The organism is Streptomyces sp. NPDC001549 (assembly GCF_042894025.1).
GTDB classification, from domain to species: Bacteria; Actinomycetota; Actinomycetes; order Streptomycetales; family Streptomycetaceae; genus Streptomyces; species Streptomyces kutzneri.
Genome location: NZ_JBIAVJ010000038.1, coordinates 25159 through 47879, shown reverse-complemented (window position 1 = coordinate 47879; position 22721 = coordinate 25159). Strand labels below are relative to the sequence as shown.

At 72.6% G+C, this 22721-nt stretch carries 26 protein-coding genes; 16 read left to right on the top strand and 10 right to left on the bottom strand.

Annotation, left to right across the window (positions count from 1 at the left end):
• Nucleotides 1-70 precede the first annotated feature (70 nt).
• Nucleotides 71-898 carry a potassium channel family protein gene (locus ACFY04_RS39530; protein WP_389125129.1) on the top strand — a complete coding sequence of 276 codons (828 nt, stop codon included), beginning with the start codon at nucleotides 71-73 and terminating at the stop codon, nucleotides 896-898.
• Here the strand turns inward: ACFY04_RS39530 and ACFY04_RS39525 are convergent.
• A complete protein-coding gene (locus ACFY04_RS39525) occupies nucleotides 879-1280 on the bottom strand; it encodes a peptidase inhibitor family I36 protein (protein WP_389125126.1) in 402 nt (133 codons plus the stop codon). The genes ACFY04_RS39530 and ACFY04_RS39525 overlap by 20 nt on opposite strands.
• Before the next feature lie 386 nt (nucleotides 1281-1666).
• Between ACFY04_RS39525 and ACFY04_RS39520 the strand changes: the two genes are divergently transcribed.
• From ACFY04_RS39520 to ACFY04_RS39510, 3 genes are all read left to right on the top strand, one after another.
• On the top strand, nucleotides 1667-2329 hold the full coding sequence (locus tag ACFY04_RS39520; RefSeq protein ID WP_389125123.1) for a TetR/AcrR family transcriptional regulator: 663 nt from the start codon (nucleotides 1667-1669) through the stop codon (nucleotides 2327-2329).
• A gap of 219 nt (nucleotides 2330-2548) precedes the next feature.
• Nucleotides 2549-3700: an alpha/beta hydrolase gene (locus ACFY04_RS39515; protein WP_389125140.1), complete on the top strand. Its 1152-nt coding sequence runs from the start codon at nucleotides 2549-2551 to the stop codon at nucleotides 3698-3700.
• 66 nt (nucleotides 3701-3766) lie between these two features.
• The gene (locus tag ACFY04_RS39510; RefSeq protein WP_389125121.1) at nucleotides 3767-4627 is read left to right on the top strand and encodes a DUF4429 domain-containing protein; all 861 of its coding nucleotides are present in this window, start codon (nucleotides 3767-3769) and stop codon (nucleotides 4625-4627) included.
• Between the two features lie 31 nt (nucleotides 4628-4658).
• Here the strand turns inward: ACFY04_RS39510 and ACFY04_RS39505 are convergent, their stop codons facing one another.
• Together ACFY04_RS39505 and ACFY04_RS39500 are read right to left on the bottom strand one after the other, a co-directional pair.
• A complete protein-coding gene (locus tag ACFY04_RS39505; protein WP_389125118.1) occupies nucleotides 4659-5681 on the bottom strand; it encodes an aldo/keto reductase in 1023 nt (340 codons plus the stop codon).
• Nucleotides 5678-6076: a MerR family transcriptional regulator gene (locus tag ACFY04_RS39500; protein WP_202201697.1), complete on the bottom strand. Its 399-nt coding sequence runs from the start codon at nucleotides 6074-6076 to the stop codon at nucleotides 5678-5680. The genes ACFY04_RS39505 and ACFY04_RS39500 overlap by 4 nt, the downstream gene beginning before the upstream one ends.
• A 78-nt stretch (nucleotides 6077-6154) precedes the next feature.
• Here ACFY04_RS39500 and ACFY04_RS39495 point away from each other — a divergent pair, with 78 nt between their 5' ends.
• Nucleotides 6155-6973, top strand: coding sequence for a serine hydrolase domain-containing protein (locus ACFY04_RS39495; protein WP_389125138.1), 819 nt, complete (start codon nucleotides 6155-6157; stop codon nucleotides 6971-6973).
• Here the strand turns inward: ACFY04_RS39495 and ACFY04_RS39490 are convergent.
• Nucleotides 6970-7653, bottom strand: a complete 684-nt coding sequence (locus ACFY04_RS39490; RefSeq protein ID WP_389125116.1) for a pirin family protein — start codon at nucleotides 7651-7653, stop codon at nucleotides 6970-6972. The genes ACFY04_RS39495 and ACFY04_RS39490 overlap by 4 nt on opposite strands.
• Before the next feature lie 92 nt (nucleotides 7654-7745).
• Here ACFY04_RS39490 and ACFY04_RS39485 point away from each other — a divergent pair, with 92 nt between their 5' ends.
• The 5 genes from ACFY04_RS39485 to ACFY04_RS39465 all read left to right on the top strand — a co-directional run bounded on the left by ACFY04_RS39485 (nucleotide 7746) and on the right by ACFY04_RS39465 (nucleotide 12657).
• Nucleotides 7746-8963, top strand: a complete 1218-nt coding sequence (locus tag ACFY04_RS39485; RefSeq protein WP_373039059.1) for a PucR family transcriptional regulator — start codon at nucleotides 7746-7748, stop codon at nucleotides 8961-8963.
• Nucleotides 8964-9052: 89 nt separating this feature from the next.
• Nucleotides 9053-9970, top strand: a complete 918-nt coding sequence (locus ACFY04_RS39480) for an ACP S-malonyltransferase (RefSeq protein WP_389125113.1) — start codon at nucleotides 9053-9055, stop codon at nucleotides 9968-9970.
• Nucleotides 9971-9989: 19 nt separating this feature from the next.
• Nucleotides 9990-10994, top strand: coding sequence for a ketoacyl-ACP synthase III (locus tag ACFY04_RS39475; protein WP_030009996.1), 1005 nt, complete (start codon nucleotides 9990-9992; stop codon nucleotides 10992-10994).
• A gap of 57 nt (nucleotides 10995-11051) precedes the next feature.
• Complete coding sequence (locus ACFY04_RS39470; protein WP_384372313.1) at nucleotides 11052-11300, top strand: acyl carrier protein; 249 nt, start codon at nucleotides 11052-11054, stop codon at nucleotides 11298-11300.
• A gap of 79 nt (nucleotides 11301-11379) precedes the next feature.
• On the top strand, nucleotides 11380-12657 hold the full coding sequence (locus tag ACFY04_RS39465) for a beta-ketoacyl synthase (RefSeq protein WP_373039062.1): 1278 nt from the start codon (nucleotides 11380-11382) through the stop codon (nucleotides 12655-12657).
• 112 nt (nucleotides 12658-12769) lie between these two features.
• Here the strand turns inward: ACFY04_RS39465 and ACFY04_RS39460 are convergent, their stop codons facing one another.
• On the bottom strand, nucleotides 12770-13264 hold the full coding sequence (locus tag ACFY04_RS39460; protein ID WP_030160508.1) for a DUF3145 domain-containing protein: 495 nt from the start codon (nucleotides 13262-13264) through the stop codon (nucleotides 12770-12772).
• A gap of 249 nt (nucleotides 13265-13513) precedes the next feature.
• Here ACFY04_RS39460 and ACFY04_RS39455 point away from each other — a divergent pair, with 249 nt between their 5' ends.
• Entirely contained in the window at nucleotides 13514-14413 is a 900-nt protein-coding gene (locus ACFY04_RS39455) for an SGNH/GDSL hydrolase family protein (RefSeq protein WP_389125111.1), read from the top strand.
• A gap of 87 nt (nucleotides 14414-14500) precedes the next feature.
• Here ACFY04_RS39455 and ACFY04_RS39450 read toward each other — a convergent pair whose 3' ends face one another.
• On the bottom strand, nucleotides 14501-16933 hold the full coding sequence (locus ACFY04_RS39450; RefSeq protein WP_389125136.1) for a beta-glucosidase: 2433 nt from the start codon (nucleotides 16931-16933) through the stop codon (nucleotides 14501-14503).
• 196 nt (nucleotides 16934-17129) lie between these two features.
• On the opposite strand from ACFY04_RS39450, the gene ACFY04_RS39445 reads away from it, so the two are divergent.
• Complete coding sequence (locus tag ACFY04_RS39445) at nucleotides 17130-17708, top strand: TetR/AcrR family transcriptional regulator (RefSeq protein ID WP_389125110.1); 579 nt, start codon at nucleotides 17130-17132, stop codon at nucleotides 17706-17708.
• Here the strand turns inward: ACFY04_RS39445 and ACFY04_RS39440 are convergent.
• Complete coding sequence (locus tag ACFY04_RS39440) at nucleotides 17705-18028, bottom strand: putative quinol monooxygenase (RefSeq protein ID WP_030715439.1); 324 nt, start codon at nucleotides 18026-18028, stop codon at nucleotides 17705-17707. The genes ACFY04_RS39445 and ACFY04_RS39440 overlap by 4 nt on opposite strands.
• Nucleotides 18029-18229: 201 nt before the next feature.
• Between ACFY04_RS39440 and ACFY04_RS39435 the strand changes: the two genes are divergently transcribed.
• Genes ACFY04_RS39435 through ACFY04_RS39425 form a run of 3 tightly spaced genes read left to right on the top strand, consistent with a single transcriptional unit; the run spans nucleotide 18230 to nucleotide 19869 of the window.
• Nucleotides 18230-18409 (top strand): hypothetical protein, encoded by a 180-nt coding sequence (locus ACFY04_RS39435; RefSeq protein WP_389125107.1) that lies wholly within the window; start codon nucleotides 18230-18232, stop codon nucleotides 18407-18409.
• A gap of 4 nt (nucleotides 18410-18413) precedes the next feature.
• A complete protein-coding gene (locus ACFY04_RS39430; protein ID WP_389125104.1) occupies nucleotides 18414-19133 on the top strand; it encodes a carbon-nitrogen hydrolase family protein in 720 nt (239 codons plus the stop codon).
• Nucleotides 19134-19146: 13 nt separating this feature from the next.
• The gene (locus ACFY04_RS39425; RefSeq protein WP_389125102.1) at nucleotides 19147-19869 is read left to right on the top strand and encodes a hypothetical protein; all 723 of its coding nucleotides are present in this window, start codon (nucleotides 19147-19149) and stop codon (nucleotides 19867-19869) included.
• Between the two features lie 201 nt (nucleotides 19870-20070).
• On the opposite strand, the gene ACFY04_RS39420 is transcribed toward ACFY04_RS39425, so the two are convergent.
• Nucleotides 20071-20355 carry a winged helix-turn-helix transcriptional regulator gene (locus ACFY04_RS39420; RefSeq protein ID WP_389125099.1) on the bottom strand — a complete coding sequence of 95 codons (285 nt, stop codon included), beginning with the start codon at nucleotides 20353-20355 and terminating at the stop codon, nucleotides 20071-20073.
• Between the two features lie 147 nt (nucleotides 20356-20502).
• Between ACFY04_RS39420 and ACFY04_RS39415 the strand changes: the two genes are divergently transcribed.
• Entirely contained in the window at nucleotides 20503-21396 is an 894-nt protein-coding gene (locus ACFY04_RS39415; protein WP_389125096.1) for an NAD(P)-dependent oxidoreductase, read from the top strand.
• Between the two features lie 18 nt (nucleotides 21397-21414).
• Here the strand turns inward: ACFY04_RS39415 and ACFY04_RS39410 are convergent, their stop codons facing one another.
• Both ACFY04_RS39410 and ACFY04_RS39405 read right to left on the bottom strand, forming a co-directional pair.
• Nucleotides 21415-22215 carry an EI24 domain-containing protein gene (locus ACFY04_RS39410; protein WP_389125093.1) on the bottom strand — a complete coding sequence of 267 codons (801 nt, stop codon included), beginning with the start codon at nucleotides 22213-22215 and terminating at the stop codon, nucleotides 21415-21417.
• Between the two features lie 65 nt (nucleotides 22216-22280).
• Nucleotides 22281-22703, bottom strand: coding sequence for an organic hydroperoxide resistance protein (locus ACFY04_RS39405; RefSeq protein WP_389125091.1), 423 nt, complete (start codon nucleotides 22701-22703; stop codon nucleotides 22281-22283).
• Nucleotides 22704-22721 lie beyond the last annotated feature (18 nt).

Sequence of the window (22721 nt, the reverse complement as noted above, 5' to 3'; positions counted from 1 at the left end):
CACAGCGGCGGGCGGGTCCCGGCTCCGGCCGGGGCCCGCTCTCCTTTACGGGTTCCTTACGATGCTCGGCATGAAGGAACCCTCCCGCCAGCTGCTGTGGGAGCGGCGGAGCCAGACCCCGCTGCTCCTGCTCGCCGCGGCTTTCGCCGTGGCGTACGCCGTGCCCATCGTCGCCCCCGACGCGCGTGCGGAGGTGCACGGGGCGTGCACCTACGTCGAATGGGTGGTGTGGGGGGCCTTCGCCGTCGACTACCTGGTCCGCCTCGCCCTCGCGGCGGACCGCAAGCATTTCGTCCGGACCCACTGGCTGGACCTGGCCGCCGTGGTGCTGCCGCTCGTGCAGCCGCTGCGCCTGCTGCGACTGGTCGCCACGTTGATGCTGGTGGGCCGGCGGGCCCGGATGGCCCCGCAGATCCAGCTGACGACGTATGTGGCCGGGGCCGTCGTGGGGCTGCTGATGTTCGGCTCGCTGGCGGTGCTCAGTGTGGAGCGGGACGCCCCCGACGGGAACATCAAGAACCTGGGTGACGCCGTGTGGTGGTCCTTCACCACGATGACGACGGTCGGGTACGGGGACCATTCGCCCACCACCGGCCTCGGCCGGGTCCTGGCCGTCGGTCTGATGCTGTCGGGGATCGCCCTGCTCGGTGTGGTGACGGCCAACATCGCCGCTTGGTTCATCTCCCGCTTCGAACGGGACGACCGGGCGGACATGCTCCAGCTGGCGGCCATCCGGGAACTGCAGGACGAGGTACGGGCGCTGCGCGGCGAGGTCGCCCGGCTGGGCGGCACCACGGCCGTGGCCACGGGCGCAGCCGTGGCCGTGGCCTCGACCCCGGCCGCGGCCGACCCGCCGAACGCCCCGGCGCAGCGGGAAGCTACCTCTCCCACACCTTGAACGCCCGCACCTGGTAGGGCGACTGGGGCAGCCAGACCCCGTCGCCCGGATAGGTCTGGAACTCGCCCGTCTCCGCGCACTCGGCCGACTGGTAGGTGGTCACCGGGCGCCCGGTGCGGTTGGTGAGCGACTGGGCGCTGGTCCCGGCCGGCAGCGCGGTGCAGCTGTTGATGTCCAGGGTGCTGAGTTCGTGCGTCTGCCGCGCCCCCTTGAACTCCGGTTTCGCCCACAGGCACAGCTGCCCGGTCGCGCAGGCCCCGAGGGTCGGCGGGCCCGCGGCGTGCGCCGTGGTGGCCGTACTCGGGAGGAGGGCGGTGAGGGCCAGGACGGTCGCGGCGAGGGCGGTCGTGGTGGTGGCGCGGGTGCTTCGACACGTACGCATGACGGGTCAACTCCTTGTTGACGACGGGCGCCCGGACCGTTTCCGGAGCTCCGCCGACACCACGCTGACCTGCGACGACGGGCGGGCGGAAGAGGCCCCGGGCGGGTCCACCCAGATAGGCGACAGCCCCGGCGCGGCCCTCCGGCATAGCCTTCGTACCTACGGAGTTGACGCTTCCGGGAGCCGCGGGGCCGGGCTCGCGGCCGCCCCGGCCGGGGTGCGAACCCCGCCGGGCCCGCACCCGAACGTGTCATGCGCGAACGCTCCCGCGGGCCGGCCGAGGACCTCGGACGGCGCGTCGCAAACGGCTTGACTCAGCGGTCGCCACCCCGTCGGCCGCCGGTACGCTGACCGCCCACTCGGCGTCAGGAGGGAGCCCCGCGTTGATGATCGACGAGCGGTCGGCGACGGCCGCGCCGGTGACCGGACTGCGCGAACGCAAGAAGCGGCGCACCCGGAACGCGCTGCTGCGCGCCGCCCTCCCGCTGTTCCTCTCCCAGGGGTACGAGCGCACCACGGTCGACGAGATCACCGACGCCGTGAACGTGTCCCAGCGCACCTTCTTCCGCTACTTCGCCAACAAGGAGGAGGTCGTCTTCGCCCTCCAGGAGCTGGTCGAGTCGCGGTTCGTCGCCGAACTGCACGCCCGGCCGGCGGCCGAGGGGCCCTTCGAGGCCCTGCGGGGCGCGGCGCTCGCCGCCTGGGACAGCGTCGAGCTGACCCTGTCCGAGGTGGTCCCGGTCGATCTCTACATGCGCAGCTACCGGTTGATCGAGTCCACCCCGGCCCTGCTCGCCGTGCACCTGCGGCGCTCCACGGAGCTGGAGGAGCGGATCTCCCGGCTGATCGGCGCCCGCGAGGGTCTGGACGTGGACGCCGATCCGAGGCCGCGGGTCGCGGTCGCCGCGTTCTGCGGTGTGATGCGCGTCACGGGGCGGCTCTGGGGGCAGGGCGAGGACACCAGTGTGGAGTCGATCCGAAGGCTGACGGTGACCTACCTCGACCGGATCGGCCCGGCGCTGACCTCCAGTTGGCGGGGGTCCGCGTAGCCCGGCGGCCGGTGCCGTCCGGTCCGCCGACGCGCCGGCGGGTGCTCCGCCCGGGCCTCACGGAGTCCCACGGTCGGCCGTGAGTCCTGTCACCCGGCACGCCTGTGGCGTAAGACGTCTCATAGGCTGGTCACAGTGAACGTGCCCGGCCTTGCCCACCCCACCGCCCTCGGCGCCGACCCGCGCCCTGCCGCTTTGCGTGCCCTGCTCGCGCTGGCGGTGGTCTTCATCATGCTGGCGACCACCGGCTGGACGGCCGTGCACCGGCCTGAGAAGGACACCCCGCTGCGGGTCGCAGCCCTCGGCGCCTGGGCCAAGGCCCGGGTCGACGGCCGCCCGATGCCCCCCGCGGACGCCCCCGCACGGACGGTGGCCCGTTTCTTCGCGGGCCTCGACGGGACCCAGCGCGCCCGGCTCGCCGACGGCTACCCGCTCGTCGTGGGCAACCTCGAAGGGGCCCCCGCGGCCGTCCGCTACCGGGCCAACCTGCAGGGCCTGGAACAGGCCCGCCGGGTCGAGGAGGCCCGCAGCCGCGATGTCGCGCTGACTCCGGCCGACCGGTCCACGGCCACCCGGCGCTCCCACCGCTTCGCCTCGCTCACCGAGCCGGGCCGCCAGATCCTCGCCTTCGACCCGAGCGGCAACGGCCGCGTGGCCGAGGTCTTCGGTGACCTCAGCGGGGCCGATCGGGTCTCGGTGATCGTCCCCGGTGTCGACACCGACGTGCTCACCTTCGAGCGCACCCAGCGCCGCCTGACCTCCCCGGTCGGCATGGCCGAGTCCCTGTACGAGGCCCAGCGGGCGGCCGACCCGGACAGCCGGACGGCGGTCATCGCCTGGGCCGGCTACACCGCCCCCACCGGCATCGGCGTGGACGCCGCCACGGGCCGCATGGCCGTCGACGGCGCCGTCCTGCTGAAGTCCCTGACCGCGGCCCTGCCCGGGGACGCGAGCGTGGCGCTGTTCTGCCACAGCTACGGATCGGTCGTCTGCGGGGTCGCGGCGCACGAGCTGCCGCGCCGGGTGACCGACGTGGTGGTGGCGGGCAGCCCCGGGATGCGCGCGGAGAACGTCGCCGGGCTGCACACCTCGGCGCGGGTCTGGGCGACGCGTGACGAGGGCGACTGGATCGCGGACGTACCGCACCTGGAGGTCGGCGGCCTGGGCCACGGCGCCGATCCGGTCTCCCCGGCGTTCGGCGCGCGGCTGCTGTCCTCGGCCCGGGCCAAGAGCCACACCGGCTATTTCGCGCCAGGTACGGACTCGATGGACAACTTCGCCAAGATCGGAACCGGCGCGTTCGCTTCCGTTGTCTGTGCGACCGGGAACGATGCGTGCCGGCGCGGGATTTCCGGGACAGAGCAGGACTGACGCGCGTAGAGGCGCGGAAATCGGTCCCCGCAACCGGGGGGACGTGCGGGGGCGCCGCCGTTTACGATGTGCCGCATGGGTGACGTACTGGCCGGAAATCATGCCGTCTGGGAGTTCGACTCGGACTCGGTGCTCATCCGCTTCGCACGGGGGATCAGAACGCCGAGGCTGCCACGACTCTGGCATGCCCTGGGCTCGCGCCGGATCCCCCTCGAAGCGGTGTCCGCCGTGACCGTGACCGTGACCGGCAACAAGCGGGACACGGTGGTTCTGCGTGCCCTGCCGCGGCCGGGCGCGGATCCGCTGATGGAGGCCGCCGCCGGGCAGCTCAAGGAGGCGTGCGACCCGTACCGGCTGGTGCTGCCGGGCGACCGGGCGCCGGCCGCCACGGCGTTCGCCGACGCGCTGCGGTCCCGGCTCGGGCCGGATGCCGCCGAGCCGTCCGCGCGCTTCCTCGTCGACGTGCCGCAGCCGCCGCTGCACCTGAAGGCGTACGACGCCCGGGTGGGCTTCGACGGCTCGGCGGTCACCTTCCACTGGTCCCGTACGGGCGCCTCCAGCGCCAAGTGGAAGGCGGGCGACCAGCGCTTCCCGCTGGCCGCGCTCACCGGCGTCGAGTGGTGCTCCCCGGAGGGCCCCGGCGGGCACCTGCGGCTGCTGCTGCGGGACACCACCGGTGACCCCCGCCCGGACCACGACCTGGCGGCGGCCGTCTTCGGCACGGGCTACGGGGCGGTGCACGAGTCGCTGCCGTTCGCCGCGGCCGTCCTGGCCGCCCTGCGCGCCCGTACCCCGGTCGCCTCCGTGCCACGGGCCCGCTCCGGCGACGACCGGCTGCGGCACCTGAGCGAGCTGCACGCGGCGGGGCTGCTCACGGACGCGGAGTACGCGGCGCTGCGGGACCGGTTCGCCGCCGAGTCGCTCTGAGCGGGGCCCGGCGGCTGGGCCGAGGGACGGCCTAGCCCTCCCGCACCGCCGAGGTGAAGCTCATATCCGGGTAGCGGTTCCCGGCGACCTGGGCGGCGATCGGCTCCAGCAGGTCCAGCTCGGCCCGGGTGAGGGTGATCCGGGTCGCCCCGGTGTTCTCGCGCAGCCGTCCGGGCTTGCGGGTGCCCGGGATCGGGACCACGGTCAGCCCGTGCACCTTCGCCCGCTGCTGCACCCAGGCCAGGGCGATCTGCGCCGGGGTCGCACCGCGCTGCGCGGCGATCTCCCGGACCGGGACCAGCAGCTCCGCGTTGGCCTTGGCGTTGTCGCCGTTGAAGCGCGGCTGGTAGCGGCGGAAGTCGTTCTGCGACAGCTCCGCGGACGCGTCCGCGAAGGACCCGGTCAGGAAGCCCCGGCCCAGCGGGGAGTACGGCACGAAGGCCACGCCCAGCTCCGCCGCCGCGCCCACCGCGCTGCGCTCCACGTCCCGGCTGAACAGCGACCACTCCGACTGGAGCGCCGCGATCGGGTGCACGGCGTGCGCCTCGCGCAGTTCCGCTCCGGTGACCTCGCTGAGGCCCAGGTAGCGGACCTTGCCCTCCTGCACCAGCTCCGCCATGGCGCCGACGGACTCGGCGAACGGCACGGCCGGGTCGCGCCGGTGCATGTAGTACAGGTCGATGACGTCCACGCCGAGCCGGCGCAGGCTGGCCTCCACGGACGCCCGGACGTAGCCGCGGTCGTTGCGGACGCCCCGGTACTGCGGGTCGTCGGTGCGCTCTATGGCGAACTTCGTCGCCAGGGTGATCTCGTCCCGGTGGGCGGCCACGAAGGGCGCCAGGAACTCCTCGTTGCGCCCCCGCCCGTAGACGTCCGCGGTGTCGAAGAGGGTGACCCCGGCGGCCAGCGCCGCGTCCAGGGTCTCGCGGGCCGCCGCCTCGTCGGTGTCCCCGTAGAACTCGCTCATGCCCATGCAGCCGAGGCCCTGGACGCCGACCAGCGGGCCGCCCTTGCCGAGCTCTACCTGTTCGAGGGTGATGCCGTGCTCCGTCATTGCTGTGCCTTCCCCGATACCGTTTTCATGGCGTACATATCGATCTTGTAGTCCAGTACGGCGAGCGCGTCCGTGAGCTCCGTGATCCGCGAGCGCACCTCGCGGCGCGTGCGTTCCAGCAGCTCCCGGCGTTCCCCCACCGTGTGCTCGCCCTCGCGGACCAGTTCGGCGTACCGCACCATGTCCGCCACCGACATCCCCGTGGCGCGCAGCTTGCCCACGAAGGCCAGCCAGTCGAGGTCCTTGTCGGTGAAGCGCCGCTGCCCCGAGTGGGAGCGGTCCACGTGCGGCATCAGGCCGATCCGCTCGTACCAGCGCAGGGTGTGCTGGGTCAGACCGGTCCGGGCCTCGACCTCGCTGATCGTGTACCGCGTCTGCGTCAGGCTCTGGCTCATGACTCCACGCTAAAACCCTTGAGTGCACTCCAAGCAAGTAGGCTCGGCGGCATGGACAGCGTGGAGGACGGGAACGGCATGGAAAGCCTGCGGATCATCGAGACCTGGCCGGTACCGACCGCCGCGGCGGCCGTCGTACGGGCCGACGGGAGCCTGGCGGGCTCCCACGGGCCCGTCGACCACCGGTTCGCCCTGGCGTCGGTCACCAAGCCGCTCACCGCGTACGCCGCCCTCGTCGCGTACGAGGAGGGGGCGATCGAGCTGGACGAGCCGGCCGGGCCCGAGGGGTCGACGGTCCGTCACCTGCTCGCGCACACCAGCGGCCTGGCCTTCGACGAGCACCGGGTGTCGGCCCCGCCCGGGCAGCGCCGGCTGTACTCGAACGCCGGTTTCGAGGAGCTCGGCGACCACATCGCCAAGGCCACCGGCATCCCCTTCGCGGAGTACCTGCACCAGGCGGTCTTCGAGCCGCTGGGCATGGAGCGGACCACCCTGGAGGGCTCGCCCGCCAAGGACGGCGTCTCGACCGTCGCCGACCTGCTGCGGTTCGCCGCCGAGCTGCAGGCGCCGCGGCTGCTGGACGTCCGTACGGTCGCCGAGGCCACCTCCGTGGTCCATCCAGGACTCAAGGGCGTCCTGCCCGGCTACGGGCACCAGTCCCCCAACGACTGGGGCCTCGGCCTGGAGATCCGCGACCACAAGTCCCCGCACTGGACGGGCGTTTCCTCCTCGCCGCGCACCTTCGGCCACTTCGGCCAGGCCGGCACCTTCCTGTGGGTGGACCCGGACGCGCGCGCCGCGTGCGTGGCGCTGACCGACCGCGCCTTCGGCCCGTGGGCGGCCGAGGCCTGGACCCCGTTCACCGACGCGGTGCTGGCCGAGCTCCGCTCCCGCTAGGGGGTGTCTCCTCCGGATCCGGACGGGGCGGGGAACTCCCAGATCAGCAGCTCCCCCGGGGATCCGGCGACGACCTCCAGGTCCCGTTCGGCGGTGATCCGTACCGAATCCCCGGGGCCCAGCTCCGCCCCGTCCAGGCGCACGTCCCCGCGCACCACGTGCAGGTACACCCGGTCCGCCGCGGGTACGGCGACGCGCTCGCCCGCGCCGGGCCGCCGGACGTGCAGCACGGCGCCGGCCGCGGGGACCTCGTAGGGCGCGGCGCCGGTGATCCCCCGGACGACCCCGTACGAGGGCTCGCCGCCCGCGGCGAGGGGCGCGAGCCACATCTGCACGAAACGCAGCCGCCCGGCGCCGTCGTTGCGCTCCACGTGCCGCGCCCCGGAACCGGCGCTGAGCCGCTGTACGTCCCCCGGCCGCACCACGCTCTTCTCGCCGGTGCTGTCCTGGTGGGTGAGTTCGCCCTCGATCACCCAGGTCACGATCTCGGTGTGGCTGTGCGGGTGCTCGTCGAAGCCGGCGCCCGGCGCGAGGGTCTCCTCGTTGCAGGCGAGCACCGGCCCGAAGCGCAGATTGTCCGGGTCGTAGAAGGCGCCGAAGGAGAAGGCGTGCCGGGTGGTGATCCCGGCGGCCGGGTCCCCGCCCTCGTACCGGTCGGCGCCGGGGCGAACATCAATCATGGACGCCACGGTAGACCCCGCCGCGGCCCGGGGCGCGGGCCGCAGGCGGGACCGGACTCCGCGTACCCGTCCCGATAAGGCAGTCTTGTCACGTGCCCCAACCCGAACGTGAGCATTCGCCCGCCACACATGCCGCGCATCCCGCTCCCGCCCATCCGCACACCGCGACCCTCCGCCGACTGGAGAAGTCCGCGGGCCGGCTGGCCGCCAACGCGATCGCGCGCATGGACGAGACCCTGCCGTGGTACCGGGCCATGCCGCCCGAGAACCGGTCCTGGATCGGCCTGGTCGCCCAGGCCGGTATCGCCGCGTTCACGGAGTGGTTCAGGCACCCGGAGACCCCGCAGGCCATCTCCACCGATGTCTTCGGGACGGCTCCGCGCGAGCTGACCCGGGCGATCACCCTGCGCCAGACCGTCGAGATGGTCCGCACCACGATCGAGGTCATGGAGGCCGCGATCGAGGAGGTGGCGGCCCCGGGCGACGAGTCGATCCTGCGCGAGGCGCTGCTGGTGTACGCCCGGGAGATCGCCTTCGCGACCGCCCAGGTGTACGCGCAGGCCGCCGAGGCGCGCGGGGCCTGGGACGCCCGGCTGGAGTCCCTGGTCGTCAACGCGGTGCTGTCCGGCGAGGCGGACGAGGGTGCGCTGTCGCGGGCGGCGGCGCTGGGCTGGAACTCCCCGGAGCACGTGTGCGTGGTGCTCGGCACCGCGCCGGAGGGCGACAGCGAGCTGACGGTCGAGGCGATCCGGCGCGCGGCCCGTCACCACAAGCTCCAGGTCCTCACCGGTGTGCTCGGGGACCGGCTGGTCGTCATCGCGGGCGGCAGCGACAACCCGATCCAGGTGGCCAAGTCGCTGATCGGACCGTTCGCGGCGGGTCCGGTGGTGGCCGGACCGGTGGTGTCCGACCTGCTGAACGCGACGAAATCGGCGCAGGCCGCGGCGGCCGGGCTGAAAGCGTGCACGGCCTGGCAGGATGCCCCTCGGCCGGTCCTGGCGGACGATCTCCTGCCGGAACGGGCCATCGCCTCCGATCCCGCCGCCAGGGATCAGCTGGTGGAGGAGATCTACAGACCACTGGAGGAGGCGGGGTCCGCGCTGCTGGAGACCCTGAGCGTCTACCTGGAGCAGGCGAGCAGCCTGGAAGGGGCGGCGCGGATGCTGTTCGTGCACCCCAACACGGTGCGCTACCGGCTACGACGTGTGACCGACGTCACCGGATGGTCTCCTTCTGATGTCCGCTCGGCGTTCACGCTGCGAATCGCCCTGATTCTCGGGCGTCTGGCCGACGGCGACCCCCAGTCCTAGACTTTTGTCGGACATCAACAATTACCCCGACGGTTCTTCGTCCCTGTCCCCACGGGCGGCAGGGACCATCCACAAGAGAGAGTGTGAGGGTGCTCGTACTCGTCGCTCCCGGCCAAGGCGCTCAGACGCCCGGCTTCTTGACTCCCTGGCTCGAACTTCCCGGTGCCGCTGACCGCGTCGCCGCGTGGTCGGACGCCATCGAGCTCGACCTTGCCCACTACGGCACGAACGCAGACGCCGACGCGATCCGCGACACGGCCGTGGCCCAGCCCCTGCTGGTCGCCGCGGGCCTGCTGTCCGCATCCGCGCTCGGTTCCCCGGCCGCCTTCGGCGCCGTCGCAGGCCACAGCGTCGGTGAGATCACCGCCGCCGCCTACGCCGGCGTGCTGTCCGAGGCCGACGCGCTGTCGTTCGTCCGGACCCGCGGTCTGGGGATGGCCGAGGCCGCCGCGGTCACCGAGACCGGCATGGCCGCGGTCCTCGGCGGTGACCCCGACGTGGTCGTCGCACACCTGGAGAAGCTGGGCCTGACGCCCGCGAACATCAACGGCGCGGGTCAGATCGTGGCCGCCGGCACGATGGAGCAGATCGCCGCTCTGGAGGCCGACAAGCCCGAAGGCTCCATGAAGGTCGTCGCCCTCAAGGTCGCGGGCGCCTTCCACACGCACCACATGGCCCCCGCGGTCGCCACGCTGGAGAAGGCCGCCGAGGCCCTCACCCCGGCGGACCCGGCGCTGAAGTACGTCTCGAACAAGGACGGCCTTGTCGTCACCACGGGCGCCGATGTCGTCGCCCGCCTGGTCGGTCAGGTCGCCAACCCGGTCCGCTGGGACCTGTGCATGGAGACGTTCGCCGAACTGGGCGTCACGGGAATCATCGAGCTCTGCCCCGGTGGCACCCTGACGGGTCTGGCCAAGCGCGCGCTGAAGGGCGTACCGAGCGTGGCTCTGAAGACCCCGGACGATCTCGACAAGGCCGCGGCGCTCATCGCCGAACTGACGGCCTGAGAGAAGGAGCCCACACAGCATGTCCAAGATCAAGCCGGCCAAGGGCTCCCCTTACGCCCGCATCCTCGGTGTCGGCGGCTACCGCCCGACCCGTGTGGTGCCCAACGAGGTCATCCTCGAGACCATCGACTCGTCCGACGAGTGGATCCGCTCCCGCTCCGGCATCGCGACCCGGCACTGGGCCTCGCCCCAGGAGACCGTCTCCGCGATGTCGGTGGAGGCCTCGGGGAAGGCGCTGGCCGACGCCGGTGTCGCCCCGGAGCAGATCGGTGCCGTGATCGTCTCGACGGTCTCGCACTTCAAGCAGACCCCGGCCGTCGCGACCGAGATCGCGCACCGGATCGGCGCGGGCAAGCCCGCCGCCTTCGACATCTCCGCCGGCTGTGCCGGATTCGGCTACGGCCTGACCCTGGCCAAGGGTCTGGTGGTGGAAGGTTCCGCGGAGTACGTCCTCGTCATCGGCGTGGAGCGGCTCTCGGACCTGACCGACCTGGAGGACCGCGCGACGGCCTTCCTGTTCGGTGACGGCGCCGGCGCCGTGGTCGTCGGTCCCTCGGACGAGCCGGCCATCGGCCCCACGGTGTGGGGTTCGGAGGGCGACAAGTCCGAGACGATCAAGCAGACCGTGCCGTGGGACGAGTACCTCGGCAAAGACGGCGGCGAGAAGTTTCCGGCCATCACCCAGGAGGGTCAGGCGGTCTTCCGCTGGGCCGTCTTCGAGATGGCCAAGGTGGCCCAGCAGGCGCTCGACGCGGCCGGGATCACCGCGGACGACCTGGACGTCTTCATTCCGCACCAGGCGAACATGCGGATCATCGACTCGATGGTGAAGACTCTGAAGCTGCCGGAGCACGTCACGGTCGCCCGTGACGTGGAGACCACCGGCAACACGTCGGCCGCCTCGATTCCGCTCGCTATGGAGCGGCTCCTGGCGACCGGAGCGGCGAAGAGCGGCGACACCGCGCTCGTCATCGGCTTCGGGGCGGGACTCGTCTACGCCGCGACGGTCGTTACCCTCCCCTAGGGCCGGGATCCACATCCCACCCTGTTCCACCTCAGTTAGCTATAGAAGGAGCGCCACATGGCCGCCACGCAGGAAGAGATCGTCGCGGGTCTCGCGGAGATCGTCAACGAGATCGCCGGTATCCCCACCGAGGACGTCGCGATCGAGAAGTCCTTCACCGACGACCTGGACGTCGACTCGCTCTCCATGGTCGAGGTCGTCGTCGCCGCCGAAGAGCGCTTCGACGTCAAGATCCCGGACGAGGATGTCAAGAACCTCAAGACGGTCGGCGACGCCGCTGACTACATCCTGAAGCACCAGGCCTGAGCCTGACGAGCGTTTGTCGCCACCTGGCGGTGGCGCCGTGACAATTCAGCACCCCCTGAGACGTGGAGAAAGAATTCCTGTGAGCCCGACCAATCGCACCGTGGTCGTCACCGGTATCGGCGCAACCACTCCGCTGGGTGGCGACAGCGCTTCGACCTGGGAAGGTCTGCTTGCCGGCCGTTCCGGCGTGAAGCCCCTGGAGGGCGAGCGCTTCGCCGAACTCCCGGTACGCATCGCCGCTCGGGCCGCCGTCGACCCGAGTGAGGTCCTGCCCCGGCCGCTGGCCCGCAAGCTGGACCGCTCGGCGCAGTTCGCCATCATCGCGGCCCGCGAGGCGTGGGCCGACGCCGGTTACACCACCCCGGCCGGTGAGGAGACGGAAGAGGGCGCCTTCATCGCGCCCGAGCGTCTGGGCACCGTGATCGCCTCCGGCATCGGCGGTGTCACCACCCTGCTCGACCAGTACGACGTCCTGAAGGACAAGGGTGTGCGCCGGGTCTCCCCGCACACCGTCCCCATGCTCATGCCGAACGGCCCGTCGGCCAACGTCGGCCTGGAGGTCAACGCCCAGGCGGGCGTGCACACTCCGGTCAGCGCCTGCGCGTCCGGTGCCGAGGCCATCGGCTACGCCGTCGAGATGATCCGTTCCGGCCGCGCCGACGTGGTCGTCGCGGGCGGCACCGAGGCGGCGATCCACCCGCTGCCGATCGCCGCGTTCGCCAACATGATGGCGATGTCCAAGAACAACGAGAACCCCGAGCAGGCCTCCCGCCCGTACGACAAGGCCCGTGACGGCTTCGTACTGGGCGAGGGCGCGGGCGTCGTCGTCCTGGAGTCCGCCGAGCACGCCGCCGCGCGCGGTGCCCGGGTCTACTGCGAGGTGCTGGGCCAGGGTCTGTCCGCGGACAGCCACCACATCGCGCAGCCGGAGCCGACCGGCCGCGGTGTCGCGGCCGCGGTGCAGAACCTGCTCGACAACACGGGTCTCGACCCGGCCGAGCTGGTCCACCTGAACGCGCACGCCACGTCGACCCCGCAGGGTGACACGGCCGAGCTGAAGGCCCTGCGCAAGGTGCTGGGCGACGACCTCGACCACATCGCCATCTCCGCGACCAAGTCGATGACGGGTCACCTGCTGGGCGGCGCGGGCGGTATCGAGACCGTCGCGACCGTGCTGGCGCTGTACAACCGGCTGGCCCCGCCGACGATCAACATCGACGACCTCGACGAGGACATCGACGCGGACATCGTCGTCGGCGAGCCGCGCAAGCTGCCGGCCGACGGCCCGATCTCCGCGATCAACAACTCCTTCGGCTTCGGCGGCCACAACGTGACCCTGGCATTCCGCACGGTCTAGTACGTCCGAGCCACGCGAAAGGCCCACCCGGTGAATCCGGGTGGGCCTTCTGCGTGCCTATTGCGTGCCTTCTGCGTGCCCGCTGCAGGCCTGCCGCATGCCTGCCGCAGGCTCAGACCACCTGGTGGAGCCAGCGGACCGGGGCACCCTCGCCCGCGTAGCGGAAGGGCTCCAGTTCGTCGTCCCACGGTTTGCCGAGCAGCTTGGCGATCTCCGCCTCCAGGTCGGTCTCGCCGCGCGCGGAGCGGGCGAGGGCGGCGCGCAGCCGGTCCTCCGGGATCAGGATGTCGCCGTGCATACCGGTGACGGCGTGGAAGATGCCGAGCTCCGGGGTGGAGCTGTAGCGCTCGCCCTCGGCGGTCGGGCACGGTTCCGCGGTCACCTCGAAGCGCAGCAGGTGCCAGCCGCGCAGCGCGGAGGCGAGTTTCGAGGCGGTGCCCGCTTCGGCCTGCCAGGAGAACTCGGCTCTCCAGGTGCCCGGGGAGGCGGGCTGTCTGATCCAGTCGAGGTTCACCCGCACCCCGAGCACGCCCGCAACAGCCCATTCCACATGCGGGCAGAGCGCGCGCGGTGCGGAATGCACGTACAGAACTCCACGTGTCGTCACCGGGACCTCCAGTGTGGGACGAGGTCGGGAATAAACTCCAGAAAACGGACAGTATGTGACGTGATGTAATGTAACGGAAATTATTTGACATTGCGCTACGGGACCTGCGGCCGAAACGCCACGGGAAAAAGCTACCGTGCGCCAGGGGTCATGGTGTGACGTACGGTCGCTCCAAGACCCGTAAACACAGAGCTTTCACTCAGCAGGACCCCCCGAACGATGTGGGGATGACAAGGAGGGCCCCTTCCCATGCGCACCACCGCTCCGCGCCGCCGCGCGCGCCGGCCCCTCGCGGGCGCGGGCGCGGCGTTCGTCCTGCTGGCCGGGACGGCCACCGGGTGCAGCTCGGGCGGGTCGGGCGGGCAGGGCGGGGAGAGCGGGGCGCAGGGCGCACCGCGCTGGAACACGGCACCCGCCTCGATCGCGGCCGTGGGCGACTCCATCACGCGTGGTTTCGACGCCTGTTCGGTCCTGGCCGACTGCCCGGAGGTCTCCTGGGCCACCGGGAACGACCCCGCGGTCCGCTCCCTCGCCGCCCGGCTGCTCGGGGACGCCGAGGCGCCCGCCCGGAGCTGGAACTACGCGGTGACCGGCTCGCGGATGGCGGACCTGCCGGCTCAGCTGGCGGGGGCCGCCGCGCACAAGCCCGACCTGGTCACGGTGATGGTGGGCTCGAACGACGCCTGCCGGCCCACGGCTTCGTCGATGACGCCGGTGGCGGAGTTCCGGTCCGGTTTCGAGCAGGCCCTCGCGGGCCTGCGGACCGCGTCCCCCGCCTCGCAGGTGTACGTCTCCAGCGTGCCGGACCTGCAGCGGCTGTGGGAGCAGGGCAAGGACCTCCCGATGGTGCGGCAGATCTGGAAGCTGGGGATCTGTCAGTCCATGCTCGCCGATCCGCTGTCGGCGGCCTCGGGGGCGACGGCCCGGCGCGAGCAGGTGCGGGCGCGGGTGGTGGAGTACAACGAGGTGCTGCGCGAGGTCTGCGCGAAGGACGCGCTGTGCCGCTACGACGGCGGTGCCGTGTTCCAGTACCCCTTCGCGGCGGATCAGTTGAGCCGCTGGGACTGGTTCCATCCGGGCAAGGACGGGCAGGCGCGGCTCGCGGAACTGGCGCACCGCCAGGTGACGGCGGCCGAACCGCCGCGTTGACGCCCCGGCGCACGGCGGGTCCGGAGGTGGGAGTCAGGGCCCGCCCCCGGACCGGTTCTCAGGGGTGATTTCCGGCCATACGGCGTGTCACGCGATGTCGAGCGTCGCGGTCAGCCGGGTGTCACCGTGCGAGTGGCTCGCGCGGACCTCGTAGGTGCCGCCGATCCGCCGCCAGCCGCGGGCCTCCTCGTCCCAGATCTCGAAGGCCCGGGCGGGCAGGGCGATCTCGGTCTCGACGCTCTCGCCGGGGCCCGCCGCGACGCCCGCGAAGGCGGCCAGCCAGCTCGCCGGGCGCTCCACGGTCTCGTGCGCGTGCGCGGGCGCGGGCGCCAGATAGACCTGGACGACCTCGCGGCCGGGGCGGGCGCCGGTGTTGGTGAGGCGGACCCGGACCGTGTCGCCGGTGGCCTCCAGGGAGTCGTACGTCCAGTCGGTGTAGCCGAGTCCGTGCCCGAAGGGGTAGGCGGGGGTCACGGCGTGCTTCTCGTACGCCCGGTAGCCGACGAAGAGCCCCTCGCGGTATTCCAGGCGCCCCTCGGTCGGGACGACCTCGGTGACGGGCGCGTCCGCGAACCGCGCGGGCCAGGTGGTGGGCAGCCGCCCGCCGGGCTCCGCGTCGCCGAGGAGTACGTCGGCCAGCGCGGCCCCGCCCTCCTGCCCGGGGAACCAGGTCAGCAGGACGGCGGCCACGTCCTCGCGCCACGGGAGCTCCACCGGGGAGCCCGCGTTGACGACGACCACCGTGTTCGGGTTGACGGCGGCGACCGCGCGCACCAGGTCGTCCTGGCGGCCGGGGAGGGTGAGGTCCTGCCGGTCGAAGCCCTCGGACTCCACGCGCTCGGTGGTGGCGACGACCACGACGGCGGTGCCGGCCTCGCGCGCGGCGGCCACGGCCTCGGCGATCAGCTCGTCGGCGTCGCGCCGCGGGCCGAGGTGGAGCAGCGAGAACATGATCGCCCGGAGCGGCAGCGCGGACATGTCGGGGACCTGGAAGGTCAGTGACACCTCCACGGGCTCGCCCTCGGTGAGGGTGAGGCGGGCGCGCTCGCTGGGGGCGCCGAAGAAGGCCTCGAAGGGGTCGGCCTCGTTGCCCATCTCCTGGACGCCGCTCCACAGGTGCTCGCCGCCGACGGTCAGGGCGAAGGCGCCGAGTCCGCGGGTGCCGAAGGCGTGCTCGCCGCTCTCGCGCGGCACGAAGGTGCCGCGGACCTCGATGCTCGCCATGGTCTCGTACGTGACCCCCGCGGGCAGGTCGTCGCCGATCCACTGGACCTGGCCCGAGGGCAGGCCGCCCTCGCCGAGGACGGTCCCGGAGGCGTCGCGGCAGACGGCGTGGAGCTCGAAGCCCTGGCCGGCGGGGGTGAGCTCGTCGGAGGGGTCGGCGCCGATGCTGTAGGTGAGGGCGCCCTCGGGGAGGGCGGCGGTGAGGCCGTCGAGCGGGGAGACGATCCGCTCGGGGAATACGGTGGCGCTGCCCCCGCCGAGTACACGGGCGTCACGGGCGGCGGCGCCGGACAGGGCGACGGTGCGGCCGGCGGCCCCGTCGAGCGGCAGCGCCCCTTCGTTGCGGACCAGGACGAAGCCGCGGGCGGCGAGCTCGCGGGCCAGCGCCTGGCCGTCGATCGGGGCCGGGGCGCTCTCCACGGCGGCGGGGGCGCCCTCCAGGACGCCGACGCGGGCGGCGAGGCGCAGGACGTTGCGCACGGCCTCGTCCACGGCGGACTCGGGGACCTCGCCGGCGCGGACGGCCTCGGCGAGGGCGGGGCCGTAGACGGTGGTGGGGCCGGGCATGGCCACGTCCATGCCGCCCAGGATGTCGCCGACGGTGGAGCGGGCGGCCATCCAGTCGGAGACGTTGCAGCCGTCGAAGCCCCATTCGGCGCGCAGGACCTCGTTCACGAGGTACTGGTGCTCGGTCATGGTCGTGCCGTTGACCTGGTTGTAGGCGGTCATGATGCCCCAGGGGTGGGCATTGGCGACGATGGCCTCGAAGGGCGCCAGGTACAGCTCGCGCAGGGGGCGCGGGGCGATGGCGCTGTCGACGGTGAACCGGTCGGTCTCGGCGTCGTTGCCGACGAAGTGCTTGACGGTGGTGCCGACGCCGCCGTCCTGGACACCGTTCACATTGCCGGAGCCGACGGCGCCGGTGAGGTACGGGTCCTCGGAGTAGCACTCGAAGTGCCGGCCGCCGAGCGGGGAGCGGTGCAGGTTGACGGTGGGCGCGAGGAGGACGTGCACGCCCTTGCGGCGGGCCTCCTGGGCGAGGAGCCGGCCGGCGCGGCGGGCGAGCTCCGGGTCCCAGGCGGCGGCGAGCGCGGTCGGGGACGGCAGGGCGATGGACGGGTCGTCGGCGGTCCAGCGCACGCCGCGGACCCCGATGGGCCCGTCGGAGAAGACCAGGGACTCCAGCCCGATCGCGGGGACGGCGGGCAGGGACCACATGTCCTGGCCGGCCAGGAGCCGGGTCTTGGTGTCGAGGTCCAGTTTGCCCAGCGCCGCCTCGACGGCGTCGCTGCGCATCTGATCGCGGACCTGATCGGCATCGGTCACGGCCGTGCCTCCTCGTTGAGTGCGGTTGCTCGGTGCGGTGCCCCCATCGTGGACCTGTTACCTGTTGAACGGTAGGGTTCGTAATGTGTTCGTGATATTTGGATCCAGTACGGTCCTGTGGGCAGGGCACAGCACGTGAACGCGAACGGGAAGGGGTGCCGGATCGATGGTCAGGGCGAGGAGCGAGGAACGCCGCGGGGAGATCGTCCGCGCGGCCGTCGAGGTGATCGCGGAGCGCGGCTACCGGGGCGCGTCCCTGGCCACCGTCGCCGAACGCGTGGGCCTGACCCAGCAGGGGCTGCTGCACTACTTCCCGACCAAGGAGGCCCTGCTGGTCGCGGTACTGGAGGAACGCGACCGCTGGGACACGGGCGGCGGCTCGCGCTCCGCCGCCGACACCTGGCGCCTGGACCTGCTGGACTCGCTGGTCGAGTACAACGCCATGCGCCCGGGCATCGTGCAGACCTTCTCGGCGCTGCTGGGCGAGAGCGTCACCGACGGGCACCCGGCCCGGGAGTTCTTCACCGAGCGCTACGCCCAGGTCCGCTCGGAGATGGCGGCGGTGCTGCGCGCCGAGTTCGGCGACCGCCTCCCCTCCGGCCTCACCCCCGAGCAGGTGGCCCCGCTGCTGACGGCGGTCATGGACGGCCTCCAGTACCAGTGGCTGCTGGCCCCCGAATCGGTCGACATGCCCGCCGCCTTCCGCTCCTTCCTGACCCTGCTGCGGGGCCCGGACACGACCTAGTCGATCTGGAGCTCGCCCATCCGGCTCCAGCCGTTCGCACCCTCGATGGTGGTGCTGACGATCTCGGGCGTACGGGTCACCATCGGCCGCATGGTCTCCAGCGCGGCGCGGAAGTGCTCCGAGGTGACGTGCGCCTCGGCGGCGTCGTCCTGGAAGGCCTCGACCAGGACGTAGGTGTCCGGCTCCTCCAGGCTGCGCGACCACTCGAACCAGAGGTTCCCGGGTTCGGCGCGGGTGGCGTGGGTGAAGGGCGCGACCTTGTCGGGCCACGCGTCGACGTATTCGGGCTTGACGGGGAATTTCACCACAATGAAGATCACACAGGCATTTTATGCAGGTTGATCCGGGCCGTGGGCGAAGTCCCGCCCCGCCGCCCGGGCGGGTCAGGCGCGGAGGGCGGAGAGGTCCCGGTCGGCCAGGTCCGGACGGGACGTCAGCGCGGCGTGCACCGACTCCAGGACCGGCAGCGCCGCGTGGGCGGTGGCCAGGGACACGTCCTTCGCGGCGAGGGAGACCGGGAAGTGATCCCGGCGCTCGCCGCCTCCTCGGCACGGGCCGACCTCGCGCTCGTCCCCCTGCACCCGGACGACACCCCGCGCCGCCGGGTCTACGCCGCCACCCCGCGCGGGATCGCCCCCTCCCCCGCCGCCCTCGCCTTCCTTGCCCTGCTCAAGGAGGTCGCCGCCGGGCTGGCATCCTGACCCGGTGAAGATCGCCGCAGCGCAGCTGACCTGTACCCCCGCCGATGTCCGGGCCAACGTCGCGCGGGCCGCGGACCTCGCCGCCGCGGCCCGCGAAGAGGGCGCCGAGCTGGTGGTGTTCCCCGAGCTCACGCTCACCGGCTACGAGCTCGCCGCACTGGCCGCCGACCCGGGCCTGTGGACGGCCGCCGACGACCCCCGGCTGGATCCGCTGCGCTCCGCCGGGATCGCCACCGCCGTGAACGTCGCCCTGCCCACCGGCGGCCCGCGCCCCGCCATCGCGACGCTGGTCCACGACGCGGACGGCGCGCACGTGACGACGTACGCGAAGCAGCACCTCTACCGCCACGAGCAGGAGGTCTTCGAACCGGGCCGGGGCGACGGGCGCTTCGAACTCGGCGGGATCCGCTTCTGTCTGGGCATCTGCTTCGACAACCACTTCCCCGAACTGCCCGGCCGGGGCGCCGCCGACGGCTGCCGGGTCCACCTGGCGAGCTCCCTGTACGGCACGGGCGACGGGATCCACGAGCGCGCCACCGTCCACCCCGGGATCGCGAAGGAACACGGCCTGTACGTGGTCCTCGCCAACCACGTCGGCCCGGCGGGCCCGTGGACCGGCTGCGGCCGCTCGGCCGTGTGGGCCCCGGGCGGCGCCCTGCTGGCCGAGGCGGACGACCGTACGCCCTCGGTGGTGACGGCCTCGGTCGCCACGGTCCCGGTGTGATGAGGTGGGTGCCATGAGCGACTTCGAGACGATCACGGTTCCGGAACGCCTCCACGGATATCCGGGGGTGGCCTTCGGCGGCTACGTGGCGGGCGTACTGGCCGCCCGGGCCGCCGCGAAGGACGTACGGGTGGACTTCCGGCGGCCCGTGCCGACCGGGGCGCCGGTGCGGCTCGCCGCGATCGCGGACGGCGGCTGCGAGCTGACGGACGGCGAGCTGCTCCTGGCCGTGGCGACCCCGGTCGGGGCGCCTGGCACGCACTGGCCCGAAGCCCCGTCCTGGGACCGGGCCGTGGCCGCGGCCGAGGCCTTCCGGGCGGACCCGCCGGACGGTCAGCCCGACTGCTTCGGCTGCGGCCTGGACCGGACGCCCGCCACCGGGCTGCGCCTGCACTGCGGTACGGTGCCGGGCCGCGAGCTGGTCGCCGCGGCCTGGACGCCCGCGCCCGGACTCGGTGGCGCGGACGGGCTGCTGCCGCCCGAGCTGGTGTGGGGCGCACTGGACTGCCCCGGGAACGCGGCCGGGCGGCTGCTCGACGGCCGCGGGGCCGGTGCGGTCACGGCCGCGCTCGGCGCCCGGCTGCTGCGGCCGGTGCCGGTGGGCGAGGGGCTCGTCTCGTACGCCTGGATGCTGTCGTCCTCGGGCCGCAAGTACACCGTGGGCACGGCCCTGGCCACGGCCGGCGGCGAACTGTGCGCCGTCGCCGAGGCGCTGTGGGTGGAGCCCCGGACCTGAGGTCTGCCCGCCGGTTGTGACGGGGTGGGGTGTGTGCCGGGGCGTCCCCACAGGGCTCCGAACCCACTTCCGCTGCGCTCTCCGGCCCTGGCCACGTTCGGCACCCGAGGAGACGCCCCGGCGCGCGCCCGGCCCCGGCGCGCCCGGCACCCCGTACCCGGCCCGGTCTGTGCGCGCATCGCCTGGTCTTGCCGCTGCGGTCTACGCCGAGTCGGGCAGCAGGTGCTTGCTGCCCCACATCCCCAGGGGTTCCAGGGCCGCGTTCAGGTCCTGGCCCAGCGGGGTCAGGGAGTACTCGACGCGCGGCGGCACCTCCTCGTACACCTCGCGGTGCACGATGCCGTCGGTCTCCAGCTCGCGCAGCTGGGCGGCGAGCACCTTCTCCGAGACCCCGGGGACGAGCCTGCGCAGTTCACCGAACCGGCGCGGGCGCTGCTCCAGCTCCCACAGGAGCGATACCTTCCACTTGCCGTCGATCACGGACATCGCCGCGGCGATCCCACAGTGATCCGCACCGGGCCTTCGTGCCACCGCCATCGCGCACCCTCCCCACCTGCTCGCTCACCTTGGGGTAACCACCCACTCCAAAGTGCGTACTTGAGCGTCCTGCCGCCCGCCACCAGGCTAAACGCCATGACCGACACCCACACCGCACCGCAGCACTCCCTCACCCTCCTCGGCCTCGGCGACATGGGCACCGCCCTCGCCCGCACCTGGCTCGCCGCCGGGCATTCCCTGACCGTCTGGAACCGCACCCCCGCCAAGGCCGAGGCGCTGGCCGCCGAAGGGGCTTCCGTCGCCGCGACCGCGGCCGGCGCGGTCGCCGCGAACGCGCTGGTCGTGGTCTGCCTGCTGGACGACGCCAGCGTCGGCTCCGCCCTGGACGGCATCGACCTGACCGGCAAGGACCTCGTCAACCTCACCACCGGCACCCCGGCCGACGCGCGCGCCCGCGCCGCCTGGGCCGAGGAGCGCGGCGCCCGGTACCTGGACGGCGGGATCATGGCCACGCCGACGATGATCGGGGTCCCCGAGGCCGGCGGCTACGTCTTCTACAGCGGCTCGCGCGCACTCTTCGACAGCCACCGGGCGGTCCTGGAGGTCCCGGCAGGGTCCCGCTTCGTCGGCGAGAACCCCAAGCACGCGGCCCTGCACGATGTGGCGCTGCTCAGCGCGATGTGGGGGATGTTCGCCGGCATCTCGCACGCCTACGCGCTGATCGAGGGCGAGGACATCGCCCCGAAGGACCTGGCCCCGCTGCTGTCCGAGTGGCTCGGCGCGATGGGCTTCTTCGTCGGCAACGCCGCCGAGCGGCTGACCTCGCGGGACTTCACCTCGGGGGTGGTGTCCAACCTGGCCATGCAGGTCGCGGGCAGCGGCACGATGCTGCGCACCGCCGAGGAGCAGGGCGTCAGCGCCGAGCTGGTCACCCCGTACGTGGACCTGCTGCGCCGGCGGCTCGCCGCGGACCCGGCCGCGCACGGCGGGGAGGACACGACGGGGGCCGTCCTGCTGCTGAAGCGGTAGCCGGCCCGGGCCGGGGCGCTACGAGTACGCGGGCGGCGGCGGGCCGAAGCCCGCGGGGGTGGTTTCGGTGGCCCGAGCCTCGTCGGTCCGCATCAGGTCGCGGGCCATCAGCGTGGCGCCGGCCACCGCGCCCGGCATCAGGAACACCGCGACCAGCGGCACCAGGAACGCCAGCACCAGCGGCACCCCGAAGCCCAGCACCAGCAGCCGCCGCGAGCGCATCAGCTCCAGCCGGTCGGGCAGCTCCACCTTGCGCCGCTGCAGGGCCACGGCGGTGAGCTCCTGGGTCAGGAAGTACCCGGAGACGCAGAAGCCGAGCACCGGGATCACCGTCTGGCCGATCACCGGGATGAACCCGAGGGCGAAGAGCACGATCCCGTACAGCAGCACCCGCAGGAGAACCTTCACGCTGTCCCGGGCCGAGATCCACAGCTCCAGCCAGAGCGGGAGCCCCGACTGCGGCACCTCGCCGCCCTCGCTGCGGTCGACCTGCTCCGAGAGGGACTCGTAGAACGGCTGGCCGATCAGCAGGGTCACGGCGGTGAAGGTGATCACCGCGAGGAACAGCCCGAGGCTGAAGAGCAGGGCGGTCAGGAAGCCGCGGAAGAGCGCGAGCCACGGCGAGGACCAGTCGTCGGCGAAGGGGGTGGCCCAGGCCGTCAGGTCGTCGGCCCCGTAGCCGAGCCCGATCAGGGCGCCGGCGTAGAGGACGAACGCCACGAGCCCGGGCAGCAGCCCGAAGCCCAGCCACCGGCCGTGGCCGAACACCCATCGCTGTCCGGCCAGCAGATACCGGAAGCCCCCCGCAAGATCACGCATGGGGCCAGTTTACGGCGAAGGCCGCACCCCGGTGGGGGTGCGGCCTTCGCGCTGCGAGCGTCGGATCAGACGGCGAGCTCGACGGTGATGTTGCCGCGGGTGGCCTTCGAGTACGGGCAGACCTCGTGGGCCTTCTCGATGAGGTTCTTGGCGGTGGCGGCGTCCACGTTCGGGATCACGGCGGAGATCTTGACGATGAGGCCGAAGCCCTCGTCGTTCTTGCCGATGCCGACCTCGGCGGTGACCGTGGAGCCGGAGATGTCGGCGTTCACGTTCTTCGCGACGACGCCCAGGGCACCCTGGAAGCAGGCGCTGTAGCCGGCGGCGAACAGCTGCTCCGGGTTGGTACCGGCGCCGCTGCCACCGAGCTCCTTCGGCGGGTTCACGACGACGTCGAGCTGGCCGTCGTTGGTGGCGACGCGACCGTCACGGCCGTTCTCGGCGGTGGCGACAGCGGTGTAGGCGACGTCGGACTGCTGGATGGACATAAAGGAAAATCCTCCTGG

Excerpts from the sequence above, each read along its gene's own strand:
- ACFY04_RS39420 (WP_389125099.1), bottom strand. The coding sequence starts at position 20,355 with ATGTCCGTGATCGACGGCAAGTGGAAGGTATCGCTCCTGTGGGAGCTG.
- ACFY04_RS39405 (WP_389125091.1), bottom strand. The coding sequence starts at position 22,703 with ATGTCCATCCAGCAGTCCGACGTCGCCTACACCGCTGTCGCCACCGCC.
- ACFY04_RS39450 (WP_389125136.1), bottom strand. The coding sequence starts at position 16,933 with ATGCGCAGCGACGCCGTCGAGGCGGCGCTGGGCAAACTGGACCTCGAC.
- ACFY04_RS39490 (WP_389125116.1), bottom strand. The coding sequence starts at position 7,653 with ATGATTGATGTTCGCCCCGGCGCCGACCGGTACGAGGGCGGGGACCCG.
- ACFY04_RS39425 (WP_389125102.1), top strand. The coding sequence starts at position 19,147 with ATGAGCGACTTCGAGACGATCACGGTTCCGGAACGCCTCCACGGATAT.
- ACFY04_RS39415 (WP_389125096.1), top strand. The coding sequence starts at position 20,503 with ATGACCGACACCCACACCGCACCGCAGCACTCCCTCACCCTCCTCGGC.
- ACFY04_RS39470 (WP_384372313.1), top strand. The coding sequence starts at position 11,052 with ATGGCCGCCACGCAGGAAGAGATCGTCGCGGGTCTCGCGGAGATCGTC.
- ACFY04_RS39495 (WP_389125138.1), top strand. The coding sequence starts at position 6,155 with ATGGAAAGCCTGCGGATCATCGAGACCTGGCCGGTACCGACCGCCGCG.
- ACFY04_RS39500 (WP_202201697.1), bottom strand. The coding sequence starts at position 6,076 with ATGAGCCAGAGCCTGACGCAGACGCGGTACACGATCAGCGAGGTCGAG.
- ACFY04_RS39475 (WP_030009996.1), top strand. The coding sequence starts at position 9,990 with ATGTCCAAGATCAAGCCGGCCAAGGGCTCCCCTTACGCCCGCATCCTC.
- ACFY04_RS39445 (WP_389125110.1), top strand. The coding sequence starts at position 17,130 with ATGGTCAGGGCGAGGAGCGAGGAACGCCGCGGGGAGATCGTCCGCGCG.
- ACFY04_RS39530 (WP_389125129.1), top strand. The coding sequence starts at position 71 with ATGAAGGAACCCTCCCGCCAGCTGCTGTGGGAGCGGCGGAGCCAGACC.
- ACFY04_RS39455 (WP_389125111.1), top strand. The coding sequence starts at position 13,514 with ATGCGCACCACCGCTCCGCGCCGCCGCGCGCGCCGGCCCCTCGCGGGC.
- ACFY04_RS39410 (WP_389125093.1), bottom strand. The coding sequence starts at position 22,215 with ATGCGTGATCTTGCGGGGGGCTTCCGGTATCTGCTGGCCGGACAGCGA.
- ACFY04_RS39510 (WP_389125121.1), top strand. The coding sequence starts at position 3,767 with ATGTGCCGCATGGGTGACGTACTGGCCGGAAATCATGCCGTCTGGGAG.
- ACFY04_RS39505 (WP_389125118.1), bottom strand. The coding sequence starts at position 5,681 with ATGACGGAGCACGGCATCACCCTCGAACAGGTAGAGCTCGGCAAGGGC.
- ACFY04_RS39525 (WP_389125126.1), bottom strand. The coding sequence starts at position 1,280 with ATGCGTACGTGTCGAAGCACCCGCGCCACCACCACGACCGCCCTCGCC.
- ACFY04_RS39520 (WP_389125123.1), top strand. The coding sequence starts at position 1,667 with ATGATCGACGAGCGGTCGGCGACGGCCGCGCCGGTGACCGGACTGCGC.